The sequence below is a fragment of the Pararhizobium sp. P1_E7 genome (assembly GCF_056405855.1).
Map to the genome: position 1 here is coordinate 36,261 of NZ_JBFUBH010000013.1, position 19,376 is coordinate 55,636.

The window sequence follows — 19,376 nt, forward strand, 5'->3', positions numbered from 1 at the left end:
TGTCACTGCGACAGAAAGCCGGTGGCCGGGAAAACGCAGCCCGCGCCGTTTGGCTCGGGCACGGGCCGGACATGACAGGATCGCGACCGTTTACCGCACGCCGGATGCGACCGGCACCTTTGCCGGATCGACTGTCTCGTAGAATTTCGCGATGATCTCCCAGGCCTCCTCGGCGGTTTCGACGAACTGGAGCAGATCGACATCATTCGGTGCGATCGTGCCGAACTCGGCCAGCGCCTCGAAATTCACCACCGTACGCCAGAATTTCTCACCGAACAGGATCAGCGGCACCAGGGCCATGCGGCCTGTCTGCATCAGCGTGATGGTCTCGAACAGTTCATCGAGCGTGCCGAAACCGCCCGGAAAGACCACGACAGCCTTGGCCCGCAACAGGAAGTGCATCTTGCGGATGGCGAAGTAGTGGAAGTTGAACGACAGGTCCGGCGTCACATAGCGATTGGGCGCCTGCTCGTGCGGAAGCACGATGTTCAGCCCGATCGACGGCGCGCCGATATCGTCGGCACCGCGATTGCCGGCCTCCATCACACCCGGTCCGCCGCCGGTGGTCACGACATATTCCTTGTAGTGCGTCTGCGCCGAATGCTGCGAGCAGAGGCGGGCGAATTTCCGCGCCTCGTCGTAATAGACCGAGGCAGCCGTCAGGTTCTGGCGCTGGATCTCGTTCTTCGCCGCCCAGGCGTCGCCGCCGGGCTCGGGAATGCGGGCACCGCCGAACATCACCACCGTCGAGTTGATGCCGCGCTCGGCCATGATCATTTCCGGCTTCAGCAGTTCCAGCTGCAGCCGGACGGGGCGCAGCTCTTCACGGGCCATGAAATCATCATCCGTATAGGCGAGCCTGTAGGAGGGCGACATCGATTGTGGTGTCTGCGGAACGCCTGCCGCGCGCTGGCGCGTCTGCTGGCTGTCGACCAAAGGGTCCCAGACCCCATCCTTGCGCCGCAGATTCCGCTTCTTCATTCTTGCCATGTCAAACTTTCCTGCCGCAAACCGGCCGCAAATCATCGCTGCCGGATGCTCCTTTCAACATCCCGGTTGCTACGGATCAAATCACCCGCACCCATTCCGGGACATACACCCTCATCCACCGCCGACCGCAACCGAAAACCACTTCAATTTTTCGGAATCATGCTCTAGAGCAGGTTACGATAGACGCCGAAGTTTAAGGAATTCCGATGACGACCCATGATCTCGCCTCCCTGTCGCAGACCATCGACACCGCTTTCGACAACCGCGATAGCGTCACCATCCATACCAAGGGCGAGATTCGCGATGCGGTGGATACGGCACTTGATCTGCTCGACGGCGGCAAGGTGCGCGTTGCCGAACGCGGCGCTGATGGTAACTGGACGGTCAATCAGTGGCTGAAAAAGGCCGTTCTCCTGTCCTTCCGGCTGAACGACATGGCGGTCGTCAAGGGCGGTTCTGGCCAATCGACCTGGTGGGACAAGGTTCCCTCGAAGTTCGAAGGCTGGGGCGAAAACCAGTTCCGTGAAGCCGGCTTCCGCGCCGTGCCGAACGCGGTCGTCCGCCGCTCGGCCTATATCGCGCCCAACGCCATCCTGATGCCGTCCTTCGTCAATCTCGGCGCCTATGTCGGCGAAGGCACGATGGTCGATACCTGGGCAACCGTCGGCTCCTGCGCCCAGATCGGCAAGCATGTGCACCTTTCCGGCGGCGTCGGCATTGGCGGCGTTCTGGAACCGATGCAGGCCGGTCCGACGATCATCGAAGACAATTGCTTCATCGGCGCCCGCTCGGAAGTGGTCGAAGGCTGCATCGTGCGCGAAGGCTCTGTGCTCGGCATGGGCGTATTCATCGGCAAGTCGACCAAGATCGTCGACCGCGCCACCGGCGAAGTGACCTATGGCGAGGTACCGCCCTATTCCGTCGTCGTTGCCGGCTCGATGGGCTCGGGCGCCGTCATGCCGAACGGCGTGGCCGCGCCGAACCTCTATTGTGCCGTCATCGTCAAGCGCGTCGACGAGAAGACCCGCTCGAAGACCGGCATCAACGAACTTTTGCGAGACTGATCACCATGACCACGGAGGGGCAGCGGAGCATGTCCTGGTTGTTCTTCAGCCCCTCCGGCCGCGTCAGCCGCCTGCCCTATTTCCTCGGCTGGCTGTTCTGGGCCGCAATGAGCGGCTTCGTCCTCACCCGCATGTTCGCCAATCAGGGAAACGATGTTGCGCTGGCGCTCTGGACCCTGATCCTGGTCGTTGACGCGCTTGTCTCCACAGCCTCGATCGCGCTCATGACGATCAAGCGCCTGCACGATATCGGCTATCCCGGCCAGCTCGCCATCTGCCTGTTCATTCCCGTGCTCAGCCCGGTCCTCTTCCTCGCACTTTGCCTGTGGCCTGGCACCGATGGACCAAACGACTACGGCCGCGAATAGCGGGCAGGATTAGGCAGCCCGCATGGCGGCTTGTTCGATGGCCATGCCGCCGCCTGTCGGCATTCTGCAGCAGACTTACGGTGCTGCACGTCATGAGACAGCATACGACAGCCCCTCACCCGCCCTTCGGGCACCTTTTGACGGGGAGAAGGGACCCGCGGCAAACTCCGTCGTCCCCTCTCCCCGCGGGCGGGAAGAGGGCTGGGATGAGGGGTAACTCAGCGCAGAAATACGTCGTCGTGTCCTGCGGCATCAAGCCTTCGGTTCAAACGGTTGCGGCCGGCGCGCTGCTCCCTGCCGCTCGAGCATCCAGCCCGGATATTCCGGCGGCAGCGCGCTGACATCGTTCAGCTGGGCCAGATCGCCGGCATCGAGCCTAAGCTTCACCGCCTTCAGGTTTTCATCCAGCTGCTCCACCCGCTTGGCACCGATGATGACGCTGGTGACGAAGGGTTTGGCCAGGATGAAGGCGAGCGCCACCTCGGCGACGCTGGCACCGTGCTTTTCCGCAACCTCGCGCATGGCGGCAACGCAGGCCCAGGCGCGGTCCTTGTCGACCGGCGGAAAATCGAAGCTCGCCCGGCGGCCCTCGCCATTGCCCGGCGCGCCCGGTCCATACTTGCCTGACAAGAGCCCGCCGGCGAGCGGAGACCAGACCATCAGCCCCATCTTTTCTTCATTGAGCAGCGGCACGATGTCCCGCTCCAGATCGCGCCCGGCGATCGAATAGTAGGCCTGCAGCGTCTCGAACCGGGCAAAGCCCCGGCGCTCGGAGACGCCGAGCGCCTTGGCGATCCGCCAGGCCTGCCAGTTTGACATGCCGACATAGCGAACCAGTCCGCCCGAAACCAGATCGTCCAGCGCCCGCAGCGTCTCGTCGATCGGCGTCACCGTATCGGTGCCGTGGATCTGGTAGAGATCGATATGGTCCATCTGCAGCCGCTCAAGGCTCGCCTCGACCGAATCCATGATATGGCCGCGCGAGGCGCCGCGATCGTTCGGCCCATCGCCCATCTGGCCGAAGACCTTGGTGGCGATGACCACATCCTTGCGGTCGATCCCCAGATTGATCAGCGACTGCCCGAGCAGCCGTTCGGATTCACCGGCCGAATAGACATCGGCCGTATCGATGAAATTGACGCCGGCCGCGAGCGACCGCTCGACGATCCGGTCGGCCGCATCCTGATCGACATCGGCGATCGCACCCCACATGCCGCCCCCCGCGGCGCCGAAGGTCATCGTCCCCAGGCAGATTTCGGAAACGAACAGGCCGGTATTGCCAAGCTGATTGTAACGCATGGGTAGGCTCCATAGTTCTGTGATTTGAGATGGCGGAAAGGCCCGGCAGCGCGGGCGGGGTCTTCAGGCATGCAGGGTGCAACGGCTGTGTTGCCACCCCGGGGTTTTTCGAACGCCGGTCTGCGCGTTCAAACGGTTTTGCTATTCGGCCGCGACCTGGGTTCGCAGCATCGCCACGTCGCGCAGCGGTGACTGGCCATAGAAACGGGTATATTCCAGTCCGAACTGCGACGGGCTCTGGTAGCCGACCGTGTGCCCGGCGGTTCCGGCGTCCAGGTTCTCCACCAGCATCAGGCGGCGCGCTTCGTTGAGCCGCAGCTGCTTCTGGTACTGCATCGGCGTCATGGCCGCGACCGCCTTGAAATGATGATGCAGCGACGAAACGCTCATGCCGCAATGCTCGGCAAGGTCCTCGATCCGCAGCGGCCGGACGTAATGCTCGCGCAGCCAGGCGATCGCCTTGGCGACCCGATTTCCCGGGCTGTCGGCCGTGGCAATCTGGATCAACCGTGGCCCGTAGGGTCCCGTCAGAAGACGATAGAGAATTTCCTGTTCGACGAGGGGAGCCACGCCTGCAATGTCGTTCGGAGTATCAAGGAGTCTCAGATACCGGAGTGTCGCGTCCACAAGAGCTGGCGAAGCCTTGTGGACGACAAGACCCCGCATGCCATCGGCGGTTGCCGCGACTGATGGAACGGCGATCCTCTGCAGCACCTCACGTAGCCGATCGGGATTGATCACCATGCCAAGCCCCAGATGCGGCGCCTGCGGACTGGCTACGCTGACCCGGGAGATAACCGGCAGGTCGAACGACACCACAACACAATCGCCGACCCCGTAATGATAGACATCCTGCCCGAGCGTGACACTTTTCTGACCCTGGGCAATGAGCGCGAAAGCGGGACGATGGGCGAGATGCACAGGGTTCGTCGGCGCGGTCTGGCGCCCGAAGAACAGGTTCTCGATCGCCGTCGTGAACATGCCTGTTCCCGACGTGTGCCGCGAAATGATCGCAGCGATTTCACCGAAGCGTTCTGTCTGGTTCTGCATGGAGCGGAAACGATGCCCTGGTTTCGATTGATCCGACGCTACTCCGGAAAATCCGCCCGGGGAATGTCCCCTCCTTCACATTTGCAGGATCGCATATAAATCTCGGAGTATCGTTGTAACGCTGAAGCACGGGTCTGCCGCATGATTGGCACATCGGATGAACAATCCGAACAATCAAGGATATTTGCCATGACCAGATTGACCGGTAAAACCGCCGTCGTCACCGGCGCTGCCAATGGACCAGCCGCTCGGGTCGCTGCCCGCCTTGCAGCCGAAGGTGCCGCCGTCGTGATCAACGATGCCGCCGATAGCGAGGGTGCATCCCGCGTTGCTGCCGGTATCGTCCGGCGCGGCGGCCGGGCCGTCGCGGTTCAGGGCGATGTCTCGAAATCGCAGGATGTGAAGCGCATCTTCCGCGCCGCGAAAGAGATTTTCGGCAGGCCGGATATCGTCGTCAACAGCGCCGCCGTCTTCCGCGTCGAGCCGCAGCCAGATGCCAATCGGGCCTTTGCCGTCAATGTCTTCGGTACATTCCTGATGTGCCAGGAAGCGGCCCGCCAGTTTGCCGGCAAAGGCGGCATCATCATCAACATGAGCGTGACGGGCAGTGCCACGCCGGACGGCACGACGCCGGACGCAGAGACGCAGTCCACCATCAAGGGCGCCATAGACATGCTCACCCTTGGCCTTGCCCGCGAATTTTCGGAGCGTGGCATCCGCGTTGTCTCGGTCGATTCGGCCACCTTTGATGCGCAAGACCTCCACGAACCCGATCTTCCCGAAAAGACCGCACGCCGCATTCCCACCCTGAAATCGCTGCGCCGCAGCCGTCTCCCCGGCGCAGGCACCCTTGCCGCCTCCGACGACATCGCCTTCATCCGCAACGAACTGGTGGCATCGGCCGGCTGGCGCGGCTGGTGACGGCCGCCCTAAAAAGCCATCAAAGCCGCGTTTGCGCCGCGGATGCTCCGGCAAAAAGGGCGCCTAGCCGCGGCGAGCCGCTTCGATCACTGCGACATCGATCTTCTTCATGGTCATCATCGCATCAAAGGCGCGCTTTGCCTGGTCACCGCCTGCCGCCATCGCTTCGGTCAGGACACGCGGTGTAATCTGCCAGGACACACCCCACTTGTCCTTGCACCAGCCACATTCACTTTCCTGGCCGCCATTGCCGACAATGGCGTTCCAGTAGCGATCGGTTTCCTCCTGATCGTCAGTTGCGATCTGGAATGAGAAGGCTTCGTTGTGCTTGAATGCAGGACCGCCATTCAGGCCGATACAGGCAACACCCGCAACGGTGAATTCAACAACCAGCACGTCTCCCTGTTTACCGTCCGGATAGTCGCCAGGGGCACGCATGACAGCGCCCATTGCGCTGTCGGGAAATGTCTGGGCGTAGAAACGGGCGGCGGCCTCGGCATCTTTGTCATACCATAGGCAGATGGTATTCTTTGCCATTGCAGTGTCCTTTCGCTCTTCGTCTTCCAAATCCGGGCAGAAATAAGAGTGGAACCGAACATTTCCAGCCCATCCAGGCCATTTCACGCGGGCAATAGCCACGGGCGGTCAAATGGACAAAGGACAAAGGACGGCGGGCACTCTAAGCGATGGCGATGATTTCCAGTTCCTGATCGCCCGCGCCCACGACATCGCCGGCAGCTTTGCCCGTCAGAAGCCGTGCCACCGGCGACACGAAGGAAATCGATCCGGCCTTGGGATCGGCTTCGTCCTCTCCGACGATACGATAGGTCTGCACGCGCCCGTCGTTGCGGCTGAACGTTACCGTGCTGCCGAAGGACACTTTGTCGATCGACGCCGGGGCGGGAACAACCTCTGCCGTATGAACCCTTGCCGCAAGATAGCGCATATCGCGCAAGGGATTTGCCGCCTGCCGCCGCCGTTCATTGATGTCCTCGATTGTGCTTGCAGCCTCATAGGCCGCGCGTGCCTCTTGAAGCTGCAGCTCCAGCGCCTTCAATCCGGCTTCCGTCACACGGTTCGGGTGCGGGGAAATCGGACGATCCGGCAACAGGGTTTCCGCAGCCGTTTCGGCACTCTCGTCCTTGGTGAAGGCAACGCTCAATCTCAAAACTCCGTCTCGACGCGATGCGCTCTTGCGGGCGCATCGGGTCATTGTTGTCCCCCTGTTTGGCAGAACTACGCATGGGACGACAAGGGATGGCGAGCCGATGTTGCGCCAAAACCTGCGCTGGCTCATGTTCCGGATCGTTCTCCAGGGATGAAGGATACCATAAACGGTGCCCGCCATCCTCGCTGCTGTGGACGGAATTCAGACACGGCGCATGAGCCGCATGGAACCGCTACCCAGCAGCTCGTCATCCTCGGGCTTGACCCGAGGATGACCGAGGACAATATGTGCCTCCTCGATGCCGGGCCACTCATGTGATCAACTCCCGTATTGATGAGCGATACCGGGCAGCTTTCATTCTAAGTCAAGCACTTATCGCCCCATCCCGTCCGCGGTCGCTGTCCTTCGTCCGTCAAAAAAATCATCCCCGCAAATCCCCGCCCCCAAAACCTGTGCCATCATCTTTCCCGTCCTGTCATCGGCTAGACCGCTAGGCGTAGCGGTGAGACGGGGCCGGTGCCGGGTGAGGGACAGACGTAAGCCTTTGCCCGGTGGATGGTCAGAAAGTGGTTTCCCTCTCGTCTGCAAAATGGCGGGGCGTGCCTGTGAGGCACACATGAGGACCGGCGACTGGTGTGTCGAAAGACAGGCCTTTCGTGGCGCGGCGGTGAAAACCGTCAGCGCCACCCTGGAAAAGGCGGCCGATCATCCGCGCAGAGAAACCGGAGTTGCCCATCGACCACCACTGAACGGGGCGCTGGAAGGCGCCATATAAACTAACTTAGTCACGGCACTTTCCAGCGCCCCGGCCAAGTCAGTGAATGCAAGCAAACCCACGACGGATTTTCCGGGCGTGGCTGAAAGCCGTTCCACCTCCCCCGTGAGGGAAGAGGTCGCCGCAAAGCGCCGGGTGGGGGTGACCACCGCGAACAGCACAATCCATCGAGTATGCCGCAGATCACGCCACCCCGGAGCTTCGCTCCGACCCTTCCCCTCAAGGGAAGGGTAAAGACATCGCCCCCCTCTCCCCACAGGAAAGGAGAGATAGATTCACCTCTCGCTCAAGAGCGGCTAACCGCGTGACAGCCCCGCATGGATCGGCTAAACCAAGCCCCGCGAAACAACAGGCTTTCTTGATGACCGCTATCGATCCCGTCGCCAATCTCTCCACCCTGATCCGCTGCCCTTCCGTGACCCCTGCCGAAGGCGGCGCGCTGGCTGCTCTCGAAGCGATACTGAAGCCGCTCGGCTTTGCCGTCGATCGGGTGATGGCGACCGAGGACGGCACGCCGGATATCGAAAACCTCTACGCCCGGCTTGGCACCGGCGGCCCGCATCTGATGTTTGCCGGCCATACCGATGTCGTGCCGGTCGGCGATGAGAGCGCCTGGACGCACGGTCCGTTTTCGGCTGATATCGCCGATGGCCAAATGTATGGCCGCGGCGCCGTCGACATGAAGGGTGGCATCGCCTGTTTCGCCGCCGCGGTTGCCCGCCACATCGAAAAGCATGGGGCGCCCGAGGGCTCGATCTCGTTCCTGATCACCGGCGACGAGGAAGGCCCCGCCATCAACGGCACCACCAAGCTGCTCGAATGGGCTGCCGCCAGGGGCGAGCGCTGGGATGCCTGCTTGGTCGGCGAGCCGACCAATCCGGACCATCTCGGCGACATGATCAAGATCGGCCGGCGCGGCTCCCTGTCCGGCACCGTCACCGTGCACGGCGTCCAGGGCCATGCCGCCTATCCGCATCTGGCCGACAGCCCGGTGCGCGGCATTCTTGCCCTGACGCAAGCCCTGATGGACCCGCCCTTCGATGGCGGTACCGACAATTTCCAGCCGTCCAATCTCGAAGTGACGACGATCGACGTGGCCAACAAGGCGGTCAACGTCATTCCGGCCAAGGCATCGGCAAGCTTCAATATCCGCTTCAACGACACCTGGGATGCCGACAGCCTGAAGGCCGAGATTATTGCCCGGCTCGATCGCGCCGCGACGGACAGCCCCCTGCGCCCGGGCCGCCCGCCGGTCAGGTACGATCTCGTCTGGAACGAACGGCCAAGCCATGTCTTCCTCACCCGCAACAATTCCCTGATCGCATCGCTGTCGGGCGCGGTCGAAGCCGTGACCGGCCGCGAGCCGAAGCTTTCGACCACCGGCGGCACGTCGGACGCGCGCTTCATCAAGGATTATTGCCCAGTCGTCGAGTTTGGCCTTGTCGGCCAGACCATGCATATGGTCGACGAGCGCGTCGCCGTCGCCGATCTCGAAACCCTGACGCAGATCTACGAAACCTTCATCCGCCGCTGGTTTGGCCATGCCGCAGATTGAGGAGATCGCTGCTTATCTGAAGGGCGTCTGGCTGCTGGTTCTGGGCGACAGGAGTGGTCTCGAGTGGCTCGACATAACAGCGATCGGCGTCTKGCGCTCCTTTGCCGCTTTCCTCTGGTGCCTGCCGGCCATGGCAGTCAGCTGGGGGGCATGGCGCCTCTATTATCTGGCGAACATGCCCGTCGATAGCGGGGCGGGCCTACTCTTCATTCTCAAGCTGTTTCTGGTCGATCTTGCTACCTGGATCCTGCCGCTGGTGCTGATGGCCGTTCTCGCCAAGCCGCTCGATTACGCCGACCATCTGGCGGTGATCATCATCGCCACCAACTGGCTTTGGGTCCCGGTCTTCTATGTCATGGCAGTCCCGGCGGCGATCCGCCTCATCCTGCCCGGCAGCGAGGGGCTGACCAGCCTCTTGTCGCTGATCCTGCTGATGGCGGCCTTCACGGCTGTCTTCCGGCTGATGAAGACGATTACCAGCAACCAGACGCTGCTGGCCGTGGCACTCTCGGCGCTGCTGATCCTGCCGTCCTTGATGCTTGGCGAGGGCCTGCAACGCTATCTCGGCCTGATGCCGGTGTAACGCGCCGGGTTAGTAATCGACCTGCATGAAATAAAGTCCGTCCGGCGGCGCGACCGGACCGCACGCCTTGCGGTCCTTCGCCTCCAGGGCGGCGCGCACGTCATCCGGCGTCCAGCGCCCGTCGCCGACCATTTTCAACGTGCCGGCAAACGAGCGTATCTGGTTGTGCAGGAAACTCTGCGCCGTCGCGCGGATTTCGATGACATCCGCCTCCCGCGTCACATCGAGCCGGTCGAGTGTCCGCCACGGGCTGTTTGCCTGGCAATGGGTGGAGCGGAACGTGGTGAAATCGTGATAGCCGACCAGCATCTGGGCGGCCGCATGCATGGCCTCATGATCAAGTTTCTTCGACACCCACCAGGCACGCTTCGCCTCCAGCGCCAGCGGCGACGGCCGGGAAATGATGCGGTAGAGATAATGCCGTCTCAGCGCTGAAAAGCGGGCATCGAAACCATCCGGCACTTGCGCCGTCTCGATGATCGACACCTGCTGCCCGGCCTGGCCGAGATAAGCGTTCAATGCATTGCGCAACGTCTCCGGCTTCCACGCCCGCGAGAGATCCACATGCGCCACCTGACCACGGGCATGCACCCCCGAATCAGTCCGCCCCGCACCGCGGATCAAGGCAGGCTCGCGGGTCAAAGCCAGGATCGCTTTTTCGACGGCACCCTGCACCGAAGGACCGTTGTCCTGCCGCTGCCAGCCGACATAATTGGAGCCGTCATATTCGATGGTCATGCGGAAACGCGGCATCAGGAAAGCCTTGTGCCGGCGGGAATGGGCGTGCCGCGCCTGAAATCATCCGCATCGAGTACCTTGCCGCCGGCCTTCTGCAGCCGGGTCAACCGCACCGAACCGTTGTCGCAGGCAATCGTCAGGTCATCGAACAGGACCGTGCCGGTTTCACCGCCCACCCTTTCAACAACGGACGCGAGAACCTTGACGCGTTCCGGCTTGCCGGCGGCCGGGATTTCGAACCATGCGCCGGGAAAGGGAGAAAGGCCGCGAATGTGATTGTGAACCTCGGTGGCGGTCCTCTTGAAATCGATCCGCGTCTCCGCCTTGCTGATCTTGGCGGCATAGATCACCCCATGCCCGGTTTGCGGCGTCAGCGGCAGGTCGCCGCCATCGAGCTTGTCCATCGCCTCCTTCATCAGGCCGGCGCCGGCCAGCATCAGCTTGTCATGCAGTTCGCCGGCCGTCATTTCGCTGCCGATCGCCACCACCTTGGTCAGCGCCACATCGCCGGTGTCGAGCCCCTTGTCCATTTTCATCACCATCATCCCTGTCTCATGGTCACCTGCCATGATCGCCCGCTGGATGGGTGCCGCCCCGCGCCAGCGCGGCAGAAGCGACGCATGGCCGTTGTAGCAGCCGAGCCTCGTGCCGCTCAGAATCTCCTCCGGCAACAGCAGGCCGTAAGCCACGACGACGGCGACATCGGCGTCGAAATCGCGAAAGGTCTGGCGGTCGGCGGCGTCCTTGAAATTGACCGGCGTCAACACGTCGATGCCCAAAAGCTCTGCGGCCTGATGCACTGGCGATTTCTGCAGGTCGAGGCCACGGCGTCCACCCGGACGCGGGGGCTGGGTGTAAACAGCGACAATCTTGTGACCCGCCTCAGCCAGCGCCGCCAATGTCGGAACCGAAAACTCCGGCGTTCCCATGAAGATGATGCGAAGCGGCATGGTGCGCGGTTCCCCGTTCTGGTCAAGCCTCTTCAAACGGGTTTACGAGCTTCAAATCAAGCCCCTCGAAGTCTTTTGTGTTGCGGGTCGCAAGCGTAGCATCATGCGACAGGCAGATTGCGGCGATCATGGCGTCCTGAACCGAGATCGGGCGGCCGGCACTTTCGCGCTTCGCACGGAGCCGGCCCGTCGTGATGGCATTCTCCATTGTAAACCCGAGTATTCGACCGAAAAACCGACGCTCCAATGTCTCTTCCATCATCGCAATGAAGCGAGTCGAACGATCCCGGATGAAAACTTTCTCCGCGCCGTAGGCAAGCTCCGTTCCTGTTGGGACACTGACGAAGAGTTCCAACATGCTTCTTCGCCTAAGCCATTTTATCACGGCCGGATGAATAGTGACCTTTGCAATTTCCGACACGATATTGGTATCGAGAACAATCATTCAAATTCAAAGCCCGGCCGCGCAAGGTCGTTCTTCCGGCTTTCTTCTATTGCGGCCATGAACTCGTCGTGCTCTTCATCCGTCATCAGGCAATCTGCGACGGCCGCACGCAGAACATCGTAGGCAGACTGTTCCTCCACCGGCTTGATGCCGCTCTCGGCAATCAGCCCTTTACGCAAAAGCTCCTTGGCTTCGTCGGAAAGACTGCGCCCGGTGCGGTCGGCCGCAGCGGCGATGTCGCGCTTCAGAGCATCAGAGATATTTCGGATCAGCAGATCGCCCATGCGCAACCTCCACTGTGATATCACTGATATCATAGTTCCAAAGGCCCGGATTTTCAATGGAAGCGTCAGATCGCCTTGGCGCCGCGGGTCTTGGCGGCCTTGGTGAATTTGCGGATCACCATTTCGCGCTTGAGCTTGGAGATGTGGTCGATGAACAGCACGCCGTTCAGATGATCGATCTCGTGTTGCAGGCAAGTCGCCAGAAGGCCGTCGGCCTTGACCGTCAGCTGCTTTCCTTCGAGATCGATATATTCGACCGTAATCGTCGCTGGCCGCTCTACCTCGGCATAGTAGTCGGGGATCGACAGGCAGCCTTCCTCGTAGACGGACCGCTCGTCGGATGTGGTCAGTACCTTCGGGTTGATGAAAACCAGCGGCTGCTTTTCCTCACCCTCCTTCGACACGTCGATCACCAGCATCTGGCGCGGGATGCCGATCTGGATCGCGGCAAGGCCGATGCCCGGCGCGTCATACATTGTGTCCAGCATGTCGTCGGCCAGGCGGCGGACATCGGCATCGACCGTTTCCACCGGCTTGGACAGCTGGCGCAGCACGGGATCGGGGAGAATGATGAGCGGCTTGATGGTCATCCGGCTCCCATAACCGATCTTTGGCGCCGATGGAATTCTCGTTTTCAAGATTTTTGCAGCAAATGCAGCAGTTTGTATCGATCGATTCACCAATGTTCATGCTTTGATCTGGTCACTGCCCGCGAATCCGCTTAGGCTATGCCGATGGAACCAACAATTCTCACGCTCGATCAGCCGCTTTTCATTCTGGGCTCCTACCCGATAACTCTCGGCATGTGCCTGTTCGCCACTGTCGCCATCCTGCTGTTGACCGGCATCCCGATGGCGCTTGGACGGCGCCGGGACCGGCAATCGGCTGTTGACGCCGAGCAGCGCATGACCGCGCTCCTGGCCGCGCAGACGGAGATGCAGGGCCGTATCGCGGCCATGGCCGATGTTTTTGGCGCCCGCCAGTCCGAGCTCAACCAGTCGATCAGCCAGCGGATCGACGGCATGACGCACCGGCTCGGCACGTCGATTACCGAACAGACGAAGGCAACGCACGAAAATCTGCGCCGGCTGCAGGAGCGGCTGGCGGTGATCGACACGGCGCAAACCAATATCCAGTCGCTTGCCAAGGACATGGCGGGACTGCAGAGCATTCTGTCCAACAAACAGACGCGTGGCGCCTTTGGCCAGTCGCGCATGGAAACGATCATCGCAGACGGCTTGCCGATGGGGGCCTATGCCTTCCAGACGACACTGTCCAACGGATCGCGGCCGGACTGCACGATCCGCATGCCGAACGGTCAGCCGGTACTGGTCATCGATGCCAAATTTCCGCTCGAAGGCTGGAACGCCATCCGCAGTGCCGAAAACCCGGAGATGATCCGCCAGGCGCAGCAACAGTTCCGCCGCGATATGGAAGTGCATATCAGGGATATTTCGGCAAAGTACCTGATCCCCGGCGAGACCCAGGAGACGGCCTTCCTCTTCGTTCCCTCCGAATCGATTTTCGCCGAGATCCACGAGCATTTCGAAGGGATCGTCCAGAAGGCGCACCGGTCGCGCATCGTCATCGTCTCGCCATCGCTGCTGATGCTGTCGATCCAGGTTATTCAGGCCATCCTGCGGGATGCCCGGATGCGCGAGCAGGCCCATTTGATCCAGGGCGAGGTGATCCGGCTGATGGAGGACCTGACCCGGCTCGACGACCGGGTGCGCAAGCTGCACGGCCATTTCCTCACCACGCAGAAGGATGTCGACGACATTCTGGTTTCGTCGGAAAAGCTCAAGCGGCGCGGCACGCGCATCGAGGCGCTGGATCTCGAAACAGCTGGCGCTGACGCAGATGGCAAGCCGGATCAGAAATCCTTCGACACCCGCATCGGGCAATTGAAGCTGCGGGTGGTTGACGAGGACTGACCCTGTCGGGCACTGTCCCTGCAAAAATCGCCTGCCCCGGGAGACGCTTCGCATGATCACCGTTTTTGGTTCCATCAACATGGACCTGATCGCCACCACAGCACGCCTGCCGAAGCCCGGCGAGACCGTGACCGGTACAGGCTTTTCGACCGCCGCCGGCGGCAAGGGCGCCAATCAGGCTCTGGCGGCGCGGCGGGCCGGAGCGACCGTTCGCATGGCCGGTGCGGTTGGGACAGACAGTTTTGCCGATGGCGCATTGGCTCTGTTGAAACAGGCCGGCACAGATCTGTCGCTGACAAAAACTGTCAGCGAACCGACTGGCACCGCGCATATTCTTGTCGGCGGTGACGGCGAAAACGTCATCGTCGTCGTGGCCAGCGCCAACGGCACGGTGAACACAGGGGATGCGCAATCCGCCGTCGAGACAATGAGCGCCGGCGATACGCTGATGCTTCAGCTCGAAATTCCACCGGCCTCGGTGGAAAAGGCGCTCGTGGCTGCCAAGAGCAAAGGCATCACCTCGATCATCAACATTGCGCCGCTGACTTCGGACGCCGCACGGCTTGGCCGGATGGCGGACATCGTCGTTGCCAACGAGACGGAATTCGAGTTGCTCGCCGGCCGCGATGGGCTTTCGGCAGGTGAGCGTGAAGATGCCATGCGGACGCTTTCAGCGGAAACAGGCCAGACCGTCATCGTGACGCTGGGTGCCGAGGGTGTCGTTGCGGTGCGCGACGGCAATATCCATCGGGCAAAGGGCTTGAAGATCGAGCCAGTCGATACCGTCGGCGCCGGCGATACGTTCTGCGGTTACTTCGCCGCCAGTCTCGATGCCGGGATCGATTTCGGCGCAGCCTTGCGCCGTGCCGCCGTTGCCGGCTCGCTTGCCTGCCTGAAACCCGGCGCGCAGCCGGCCATCCCAGAGGCCGCCGAGGTTGATCTAAAAATCTGACCGGTTGCGACCCGGAGATCGGCGGCTGCGCAATCAGGACAGCGAAAGTCGCCGGTGCGGCATTCCAGCGAACATCCGTCAAAAACAGCCGGATTTCGGTTTTTGATATTGTCCCAATTTTAATAAATATCGGGCTATCAAACAGCTGCAAAGGCCGCCTTCCAAGGATCAGGGGTGGCCTCACGATGCCGGTCGGCATCTGGCGCTCCATGAGGGGGCATCTTCCATCCAAAGATCGCGTCATTCCGCGGCTTGAAACCCGCGGACCTCTCACAATGCGGGGCCATTCATGTTCAAGTTCCAGGCCAGATCGCTGGCCACAAAACTCATCGCGGTAACGGGCGGCACGATCGCGCTCGTCCTTCTCGCCTCCAACTACGTGCTGATTTCCCAGACGCAGGATCGGGTCGAAACACTGGTGCTGGACCAGGCGCGCACCGAAGCAAAATCCATTGCGTCCGACATTGCCAGCAACATTGCCGAACTGGCGGGCGCTGCCCGTTCGACGGCCGGCGTCATCGGACGCGGCCATGAAGGCGGCTATCTCGACCGCAAGGGCATCGTCGATATGCTCAAGACCAATGTCGAAAAGAACACGTTCGCTTTCGGCAGCTGGTTTGCCGAGGAGCCGAATGCCTTCGACGGGAAGGCCAAGGACTATGCAGGCCAGAAGGAATTCGGCGCCAGCAAGGACGGTACGCTGAACCCCTACTGGACCAAGAGCAAGACCGGCATCGCCTTCTCGACCTTCGATTCCGACTATCCTGCCGATTGGTATTCGCTGGCGGCCAAGAGCCTCAAGGGCGCGATGTCGCAGCCCTACACCGAGACGACGACCGGCGAAAACAACTCGATGTCCTCGATCGCCTACCCGGTCATCTCCAATGGCAAGCTGATCGGCGTCAGCGGCGTCGATGTTTCCCTGACTTCGCTTGCCAATAAGGTCAAGGATATCCGCCCCTTCGGTTCCGGCCGCGTGACGCTGCTGTCGCAGAKCGGCAAATGGCTGGTCTCGCCAATCCCCGATCTCCTGATGAAGGAATATGACGGCATCGGCGCGGACATCGTCAAGAAGGCGCTGTCCAGCTCGCAGCCGGGCATGATCCATGATCTGACCTATGACGGCAACGCGACCTTCGAGCGGGTGGTCTATCCCTTCACCCTGCCCGATGTGAACGCGACCTGGGTCGTCCTCGTCGATGTGCCGCAGACTGCCATCAACGCACCGGTCGTCGACCAGACCTACATGATGATCGCTGGCGGCTTGATCGTGCTCGGCGCCGTTCTTCTCGGCCTTTATCTGGCCGTGCGCAGTTTCGTTCAGAAGCCGCTTGCTGGCCTCGTCAGCGACGTTGCAAACCTCAGCAGCGGCATCTACACCAACGCCGTCTCCGGACAGGACCGCACCGACGAGACCGGCTCCGTAGCCAAGGCGCTCGAAGGCTTCCGCCACCGGCTGGCCGACACCAAGCGCCTGGAAGCCGAAGCGCAGCAGGAACGTCAGTCTTCCGAACAGCAGCGCAGCCAGTCCGAAGCCGAACGCGCCCAGTCGAACGCCACCCAGCGCGAGATTGTCGCCAAGCTCGCCAAGGGCCTGTCGCAGCTTTCCTCGGGTGACCTTGCCTATCGCATCACCGAAGACTTCCCCGGCGAATATGCCCAGCTGAAGACCGACTTCAATTCCGCCATGGACAGCCTCGAAGAGACGATCCAGACGGTCAACACCTCGGTCGTCAATATCGGCACCGGCACCAGCGAAATCAGCAACGCCGCCAACGATCTGTCGCACCGTACCGAACAGCAGGCGGCAAGCCTGGAAGAAACGGCGGCGGCGCTTGATCAGCTGACCTCGCAGGTCAATGCCAGCGCCGACAATGCCAAGGTCGCAGCGAAATCCGTCGAGACCGCCAGCAACGATGCCGAACAGTCCGGTGAAGTGGTGCAGAAGGCGATTGCCGCCATGAAGGGCATCGAACAATCTTCGGGAGAAGTCAGCCGGATCATCGGCGTCATCGACGAAATCGCTTTCCAGACCAACCTTTTGGCGCTGAACGCTGGCGTCGAGGCTGCTCGCGCGGGCGATGCCGGCAAGGGTTTTGCCGTCGTTGCCCAGGAAGTGCGCGAACTGGCCCAGCGCTCGGCCAATGCCGCCAAGGAGATCAAGCAGTTGATCAACACCTCGGCCGGTCAGGTACGCGACGGGGTCGATCTCGTCGGCCGCGCCGGCGGTGCGCTTCAGAAGATCGCCGACCAGGTGGTCCAGATCAACGGCCTGATCCGCCAGATTTCCGGCTCGGCATCCGAACAGGCCGTCGGCCTCAAGGAGATCAACACGGCGGTCAACCAGATGGACCAGGTGACTCAGCAGAACGCAGCGATGGTGGAAGAAACCACCGCCGCCAGCATGGCGCTGAACGAAGAGGCACGCGCGCTGAGCGCGCTGGTCTCTCGCTTCCATGTCGCTCGTCAGGGCCAGTCTTCGGCTGAGATGCTGCGCAGCACCGCTGACCGCATGCGCACGCCTGCCAAGGCATCCGCGCCAAGCTATAGCACGCCTGCCAAGCCGGCGCCGGCCCGCTACGTTGCCCCGCCACAAAGGGCAGTGCCGCAGGTTTCGGGCAATACGGCTCTCGCCCAGGACAACTGGGAAGAGTTCTGAGCCCCGGCCTTGAAACAAGACAACCGAGATGCAAACGGCGCCCATGTGGCGCCGTTTGACCTTAATGCGCCGGTCGCCGCGGCAATCATCGGTCACCGCCGGCACATCGCCTTCCCCCATGATCACTGACCAACCTAAAGGGGAACTTTCGCAGAACTTCTGCGTTACAGCTGTAGTTCAACGCGAAGGAGCTTAAGATGACTGATCGTGGACCAACAGTTGTCAATTCAGGCCGAAGCACCGCCAGTTGGGTGGTGGCGGTGATTGTGGCGCTGGTCGTCATCGGCGGGTTGCTGATGTTTACCGGCGTTATCAACCTCAACGGCGGTGGCGGCACCGACGTGAACGTCAATGTACCGGCGGTGGAAACCCCATCGGCGGACAAGCCCGTAACAAATACTCCGGCAACAGAGACACCTGCAACCGGAACAACGGGTACGCCTGCGACCGGCACAACCGGCACGACGACCACGCAACCCACGACGACGACACCGTAGTTGTGAAGTCGGATTGGGCACAGCGCCTGTGAGCCGAGACAACGGCGCCTTTGCGACGCCGTTGTTGCCAATGCCGTGCTGCCAATGCTCAGAGACGCGCCAGGCGCTCCGTCAAAAGATCGAAGAAGCCCTGGTCATCGACCTCGCGCATCACCTTGGCATTGTGCTTGCGGCCGGTGACCTGCCACCAGTCGACCACCGTCATCCCGACGGTCAGTTCCGACCTGGTCTCGATCTCGACATTGCAGTCGCGGCCCTTGAACAGCTCGGGACGCAGCAGATAGGCGATCACGGTCGGATCATGCAGCGGGCCACCATCGGAACCGTATTTCTCGATATCGAAGCGCTCGAAGAATTCCAGCATCTCACCCATCGCAACCGCAGCCGGCGAGCCGATCGCCTTGATCTTTTCGACGCGCGTCTTGTAGGTCAGCACCCGGTGGGTAACGTCGAGCGGCATCATCACGATGGGGATACCCGACTTGAAGACGATGTCGGCCGCATCGGGATCGACATAGATATTGAATTCGGCAGCCGGCGTGATGTTGCCGCCCTCGAAAAAGCCGCCGCCCATCATCACCAGTTCACGCACACGCGGGGCAATCTGCGGCGCCTTGTTGAGCGCCAGCGCGATATTGGTCAGCGCCCCCAGGGTGCAGAGCGTAACGCTGCCCGGCTCTTCGGCAAGCAAGGTCTCGATGATGAAATCGACCGCATGCTCAGCCTGCAGCGGCATGGTCGGCTCCTCGACGACGGGACCGTCGAGGCCGGTCTTGCCGTGCACATGTTCCGCCGTCACCAGCTGGCGGACGAGCGGCCTGTCGGCGCCGGCATAGACCTTCACGTCACGGCGATTGCACAGCTCGCAGACGACCCGGACGTTGCGGGAGGTCAGAGCCACCGGAACATTGCCGGCGACAGCAGTAATCCCGAGCACATCGAGTTCGCCGGGGCTGCCGAGCGCCAGCATGATCGCGGCGGCATCGTCCTGCCCCGGATCGGTATCGATGATAATCTTTCTCGGCGCGGCCATGCGGGTCTCCTCCAAATCTGCGAGCGGGACTATGATTTGCCTGTCGGTCCGGCGCAAGCGCCTTGCACTCGCTACGCACAGCTACCATATTGAAGCTCCCGGATGCTGCCT

21 protein-coding genes are annotated in these 19,376 nt (G+C 61.8%); 10 read left to right on the forward strand and 11 right to left on the reverse strand.

The window, feature by feature from the left end:
- Positions 1 to 90 precede the first annotated feature (90 nt).
- A complete protein-coding gene (locus tag AC1D17_RS15095) occupies positions 91 to 990 on the reverse strand; it encodes an LOG family protein (protein ID WP_477566207.1) in 900 nt (299 codons plus the stop codon).
- Positions 991 to 1,196: 206 nt separating this feature from the next.
- Here AC1D17_RS15095 and dapD point away from each other — a divergent pair, with 206 nt between their 5' ends.
- Positions 1,197 to 2,054 (forward strand): 2,3,4,5-tetrahydropyridine-2,6-dicarboxylate N-succinyltransferase, encoded by an 858-nt coding sequence (dapD, locus tag AC1D17_RS15100; RefSeq protein ID WP_477566208.1) that lies wholly within the window; start codon positions 1,197 to 1,199, stop codon positions 2,052 to 2,054.
- Between the two features lie 5 nt (positions 2,055 to 2,059).
- Complete coding sequence (locus AC1D17_RS15105) at positions 2,060 to 2,422, forward strand: DUF805 domain-containing protein (RefSeq protein WP_477566209.1); 363 nt, start codon at positions 2,060 to 2,062, stop codon at positions 2,420 to 2,422.
- Between the two features lie 252 nt (positions 2,423 to 2,674).
- On the opposite strand, the gene AC1D17_RS15110 is transcribed toward AC1D17_RS15105, so the two are convergent.
- The gene (locus AC1D17_RS15110) at positions 2,675 to 3,721 is read right to left on the reverse strand and encodes an aldo/keto reductase (protein WP_477566210.1); all 1,047 of its coding nucleotides are present in this window, start codon (positions 3,719 to 3,721) and stop codon (positions 2,675 to 2,677) included.
- Positions 3,722 to 3,862: 141 nt separating this feature from the next.
- On the reverse strand, positions 3,863 to 4,771 hold the full coding sequence (locus tag AC1D17_RS15115) for an AraC family transcriptional regulator (RefSeq protein WP_477566211.1): 909 nt from the start codon (positions 4,769 to 4,771) through the stop codon (positions 3,863 to 3,865).
- A 189-nt stretch (positions 4,772 to 4,960) separates the two neighbouring features.
- Between AC1D17_RS15115 and AC1D17_RS15120 the strand changes: the two genes are divergently transcribed.
- The gene (locus tag AC1D17_RS15120; protein ID WP_477566212.1) at positions 4,961 to 5,692 is read left to right on the forward strand and encodes an SDR family NAD(P)-dependent oxidoreductase; all 732 of its coding nucleotides are present in this window, start codon (positions 4,961 to 4,963) and stop codon (positions 5,690 to 5,692) included.
- A 63-nt stretch (positions 5,693 to 5,755) separates the two neighbouring features.
- On the opposite strand, the gene AC1D17_RS15125 is transcribed toward AC1D17_RS15120, so the two are convergent.
- Both AC1D17_RS15125 and greA read right to left on the reverse strand, forming a co-directional pair.
- Complete coding sequence (locus tag AC1D17_RS15125; protein WP_264220956.1) at positions 5,756 to 6,229, reverse strand: VOC family protein; 474 nt, start codon at positions 6,227 to 6,229, stop codon at positions 5,756 to 5,758.
- Positions 6,230 to 6,371: 142 nt separating this feature from the next.
- Positions 6,372 to 6,854, reverse strand: a complete 483-nt coding sequence (greA, locus tag AC1D17_RS15130) for a transcription elongation factor GreA (RefSeq protein WP_477566213.1) — start codon at positions 6,852 to 6,854, stop codon at positions 6,372 to 6,374.
- A 622-nt stretch (positions 6,855 to 7,476) separates the two neighbouring features.
- Here greA and AC1D17_RS15135 point away from each other — a divergent pair.
- The 3 genes from AC1D17_RS15135 (at position 7,477) to AC1D17_RS15145 (ending at position 9,773) form a co-directional block, all read left to right on the forward strand.
- Positions 7,477 to 7,635 carry a hypothetical protein gene (locus tag AC1D17_RS15135; protein ID WP_477566214.1) on the forward strand — a complete coding sequence of 53 codons (159 nt, stop codon included), beginning with the start codon at positions 7,477 to 7,479 and terminating at the stop codon, positions 7,633 to 7,635.
- A gap of 361 nt (positions 7,636 to 7,996) precedes the next feature.
- Positions 7,997 to 9,190, forward strand: coding sequence for a succinyl-diaminopimelate desuccinylase (dapE, locus tag AC1D17_RS15140; RefSeq protein ID WP_477566215.1), 1,194 nt, complete (start codon positions 7,997 to 7,999; stop codon positions 9,188 to 9,190).
- Positions 9,177 to 9,773, forward strand: coding sequence for a hypothetical protein (locus AC1D17_RS15145; protein WP_477566216.1), 597 nt, complete (start codon positions 9,177 to 9,179; stop codon positions 9,771 to 9,773). The genes dapE and AC1D17_RS15145 overlap by 14 nt, the downstream gene beginning before the upstream one ends.
- A 9-nt stretch (positions 9,774 to 9,782) precedes the next feature.
- Here the strand turns inward: AC1D17_RS15145 and truA are convergent, their stop codons facing one another.
- The 5 genes from truA to def all read right to left on the reverse strand — a co-directional run bounded on the left by truA (position 9,783) and on the right by def (position 12,780).
- On the reverse strand, positions 9,783 to 10,526 hold the full coding sequence (gene truA / locus AC1D17_RS15150) for a tRNA pseudouridine(38-40) synthase TruA (protein WP_477566217.1): 744 nt from the start codon (positions 10,524 to 10,526) through the stop codon (positions 9,783 to 9,785).
- A complete protein-coding gene (gene fmt / locus AC1D17_RS15155; protein WP_477566218.1) occupies positions 10,526 to 11,461 on the reverse strand; it encodes a methionyl-tRNA formyltransferase in 936 nt (311 codons plus the stop codon). The genes truA and fmt overlap by 1 nt, the downstream gene beginning before the upstream one ends.
- 22 nt (positions 11,462 to 11,483) lie before the next feature.
- Positions 11,484 to 11,906, reverse strand: a complete 423-nt coding sequence (locus AC1D17_RS15160; RefSeq protein ID WP_477566219.1) for a PIN domain-containing protein — start codon at positions 11,904 to 11,906, stop codon at positions 11,484 to 11,486.
- The gene (locus tag AC1D17_RS15165) at positions 11,903 to 12,190 is read right to left on the reverse strand and encodes a FitA-like ribbon-helix-helix domain-containing protein (RefSeq protein ID WP_477566220.1); all 288 of its coding nucleotides are present in this window, start codon (positions 12,188 to 12,190) and stop codon (positions 11,903 to 11,905) included. The genes AC1D17_RS15160 and AC1D17_RS15165 overlap by 4 nt, the downstream gene beginning before the upstream one ends.
- A gap of 65 nt (positions 12,191 to 12,255) precedes the next feature.
- Positions 12,256 to 12,780, reverse strand: a complete 525-nt coding sequence (gene def, locus AC1D17_RS15170; protein WP_477566221.1) for a peptide deformylase — start codon at positions 12,778 to 12,780, stop codon at positions 12,256 to 12,258.
- Between the two features lie 144 nt (positions 12,781 to 12,924).
- Between def and AC1D17_RS15175 the strand changes: the two genes are divergently transcribed.
- From AC1D17_RS15175 to AC1D17_RS15190, 4 genes are all read left to right on the forward strand, one after another.
- Positions 12,925 to 14,124 carry a DNA recombination protein RmuC gene (locus AC1D17_RS15175; protein ID WP_477566222.1) on the forward strand — a complete coding sequence of 400 codons (1,200 nt, stop codon included), beginning with the start codon at positions 12,925 to 12,927 and terminating at the stop codon, positions 14,122 to 14,124.
- Positions 14,125 to 14,176: 52 nt separating this feature from the next.
- The gene (locus tag AC1D17_RS15180) at positions 14,177 to 15,076 is read left to right on the forward strand and encodes a ribokinase (protein WP_477566223.1); all 900 of its coding nucleotides are present in this window, start codon (positions 14,177 to 14,179) and stop codon (positions 15,074 to 15,076) included.
- Positions 15,077 to 15,365: 289 nt separating this feature from the next.
- Complete coding sequence (locus AC1D17_RS15185) at positions 15,366 to 17,735, forward strand: methyl-accepting chemotaxis protein (RefSeq protein WP_477566224.1); 2,370 nt, start codon at positions 15,366 to 15,368, stop codon at positions 17,733 to 17,735.
- A gap of 197 nt (positions 17,736 to 17,932) precedes the next feature.
- Positions 17,933 to 18,232, forward strand: coding sequence for a hypothetical protein (locus AC1D17_RS15190; RefSeq protein ID WP_477566225.1), 300 nt, complete (start codon positions 17,933 to 17,935; stop codon positions 18,230 to 18,232).
- An 88-nt stretch (positions 18,233 to 18,320) separates the two neighbouring features.
- Here the strand turns inward: AC1D17_RS15190 and AC1D17_RS15195 are convergent, their stop codons facing one another.
- Complete coding sequence (locus AC1D17_RS15195; protein WP_477566226.1) at positions 18,321 to 19,265, reverse strand: nucleoside hydrolase; 945 nt, start codon at positions 19,263 to 19,265, stop codon at positions 18,321 to 18,323.
- Between the last annotated feature and the right edge of the window lie 111 nt (positions 19,266 to 19,376).

Excerpts from the sequence above, each read along its gene's own strand:
- AC1D17_RS15120 (WP_477566212.1), top strand. The coding sequence starts at position 4,961 with ATGACCAGATTGACCGGTAAAACCGCCGTCGTCACCGGCGCTGCCAAT.
- AC1D17_RS15105 (WP_477566209.1), top strand. The coding sequence starts at position 2,060 with ATGACCACGGAGGGGCAGCGGAGCATGTCCTGGTTGTTCTTCAGCCCC.
- AC1D17_RS15165 (WP_477566220.1), bottom strand. The coding sequence starts at position 12,190 with ATGGGCGATCTGCTGATCCGAAATATCTCTGATGCTCTGAAGCGCGAC.
- AC1D17_RS15095 (WP_477566207.1), bottom strand. The coding sequence starts at position 990 with ATGGCAAGAATGAAGAAGCGGAATCTGCGGCGCAAGGATGGGGTCTGG.
- truA (WP_477566217.1), bottom strand. The coding sequence starts at position 10,526 with ATGCCGCGTTTCCGCATGACCATCGAATATGACGGCTCCAATTATGTC.
- AC1D17_RS15195 (WP_477566226.1), bottom strand. The coding sequence starts at position 19,265 with ATGGCCGCGCCGAGAAAGATTATCATCGATACCGATCCGGGGCAGGAC.
- fmt (WP_477566218.1), bottom strand. The coding sequence starts at position 11,461 with ATGCCGCTTCGCATCATCTTCATGGGAACGCCGGAGTTTTCGGTTCCG.
- AC1D17_RS15190 (WP_477566225.1), top strand. The coding sequence starts at position 17,933 with ATGACTGATCGTGGACCAACAGTTGTCAATTCAGGCCGAAGCACCGCC.
- AC1D17_RS15160 (WP_477566219.1), bottom strand. The coding sequence starts at position 11,906 with ATGATTGTTCTCGATACCAATATCGTGTCGGAAATTGCAAAGGTCACT.
- AC1D17_RS15115 (WP_477566211.1), bottom strand. The coding sequence starts at position 4,771 with ATGCAGAACCAGACAGAACGCTTCGGTGAAATCGCTGCGATCATTTCG.
- def (WP_477566221.1), bottom strand. The coding sequence starts at position 12,780 with ATGACCATCAAGCCGCTCATCATTCTCCCCGATCCCGTGCTGCGCCAG.
- AC1D17_RS15125 (WP_264220956.1), bottom strand. The coding sequence starts at position 6,229 with ATGGCAAAGAATACCATCTGCCTATGGTATGACAAAGATGCCGAGGCC.
- dapD (WP_477566208.1), top strand. The coding sequence starts at position 1,197 with ATGACGACCCATGATCTCGCCTCCCTGTCGCAGACCATCGACACCGCT.
- AC1D17_RS15175 (WP_477566222.1), top strand. The coding sequence starts at position 12,925 with ATGGAACCAACAATTCTCACGCTCGATCAGCCGCTTTTCATTCTGGGC.
- AC1D17_RS15135 (WP_477566214.1), top strand. The coding sequence starts at position 7,477 with ATGAGGACCGGCGACTGGTGTGTCGAAAGACAGGCCTTTCGTGGCGCG.
- AC1D17_RS15110 (WP_477566210.1), bottom strand. The coding sequence starts at position 3,721 with ATGCGTTACAATCAGCTTGGCAATACCGGCCTGTTCGTTTCCGAAATC.
- dapE (WP_477566215.1), top strand. The coding sequence starts at position 7,997 with ATGACCGCTATCGATCCCGTCGCCAATCTCTCCACCCTGATCCGCTGC.
- AC1D17_RS15180 (WP_477566223.1), top strand. The coding sequence starts at position 14,177 with ATGATCACCGTTTTTGGTTCCATCAACATGGACCTGATCGCCACCACA.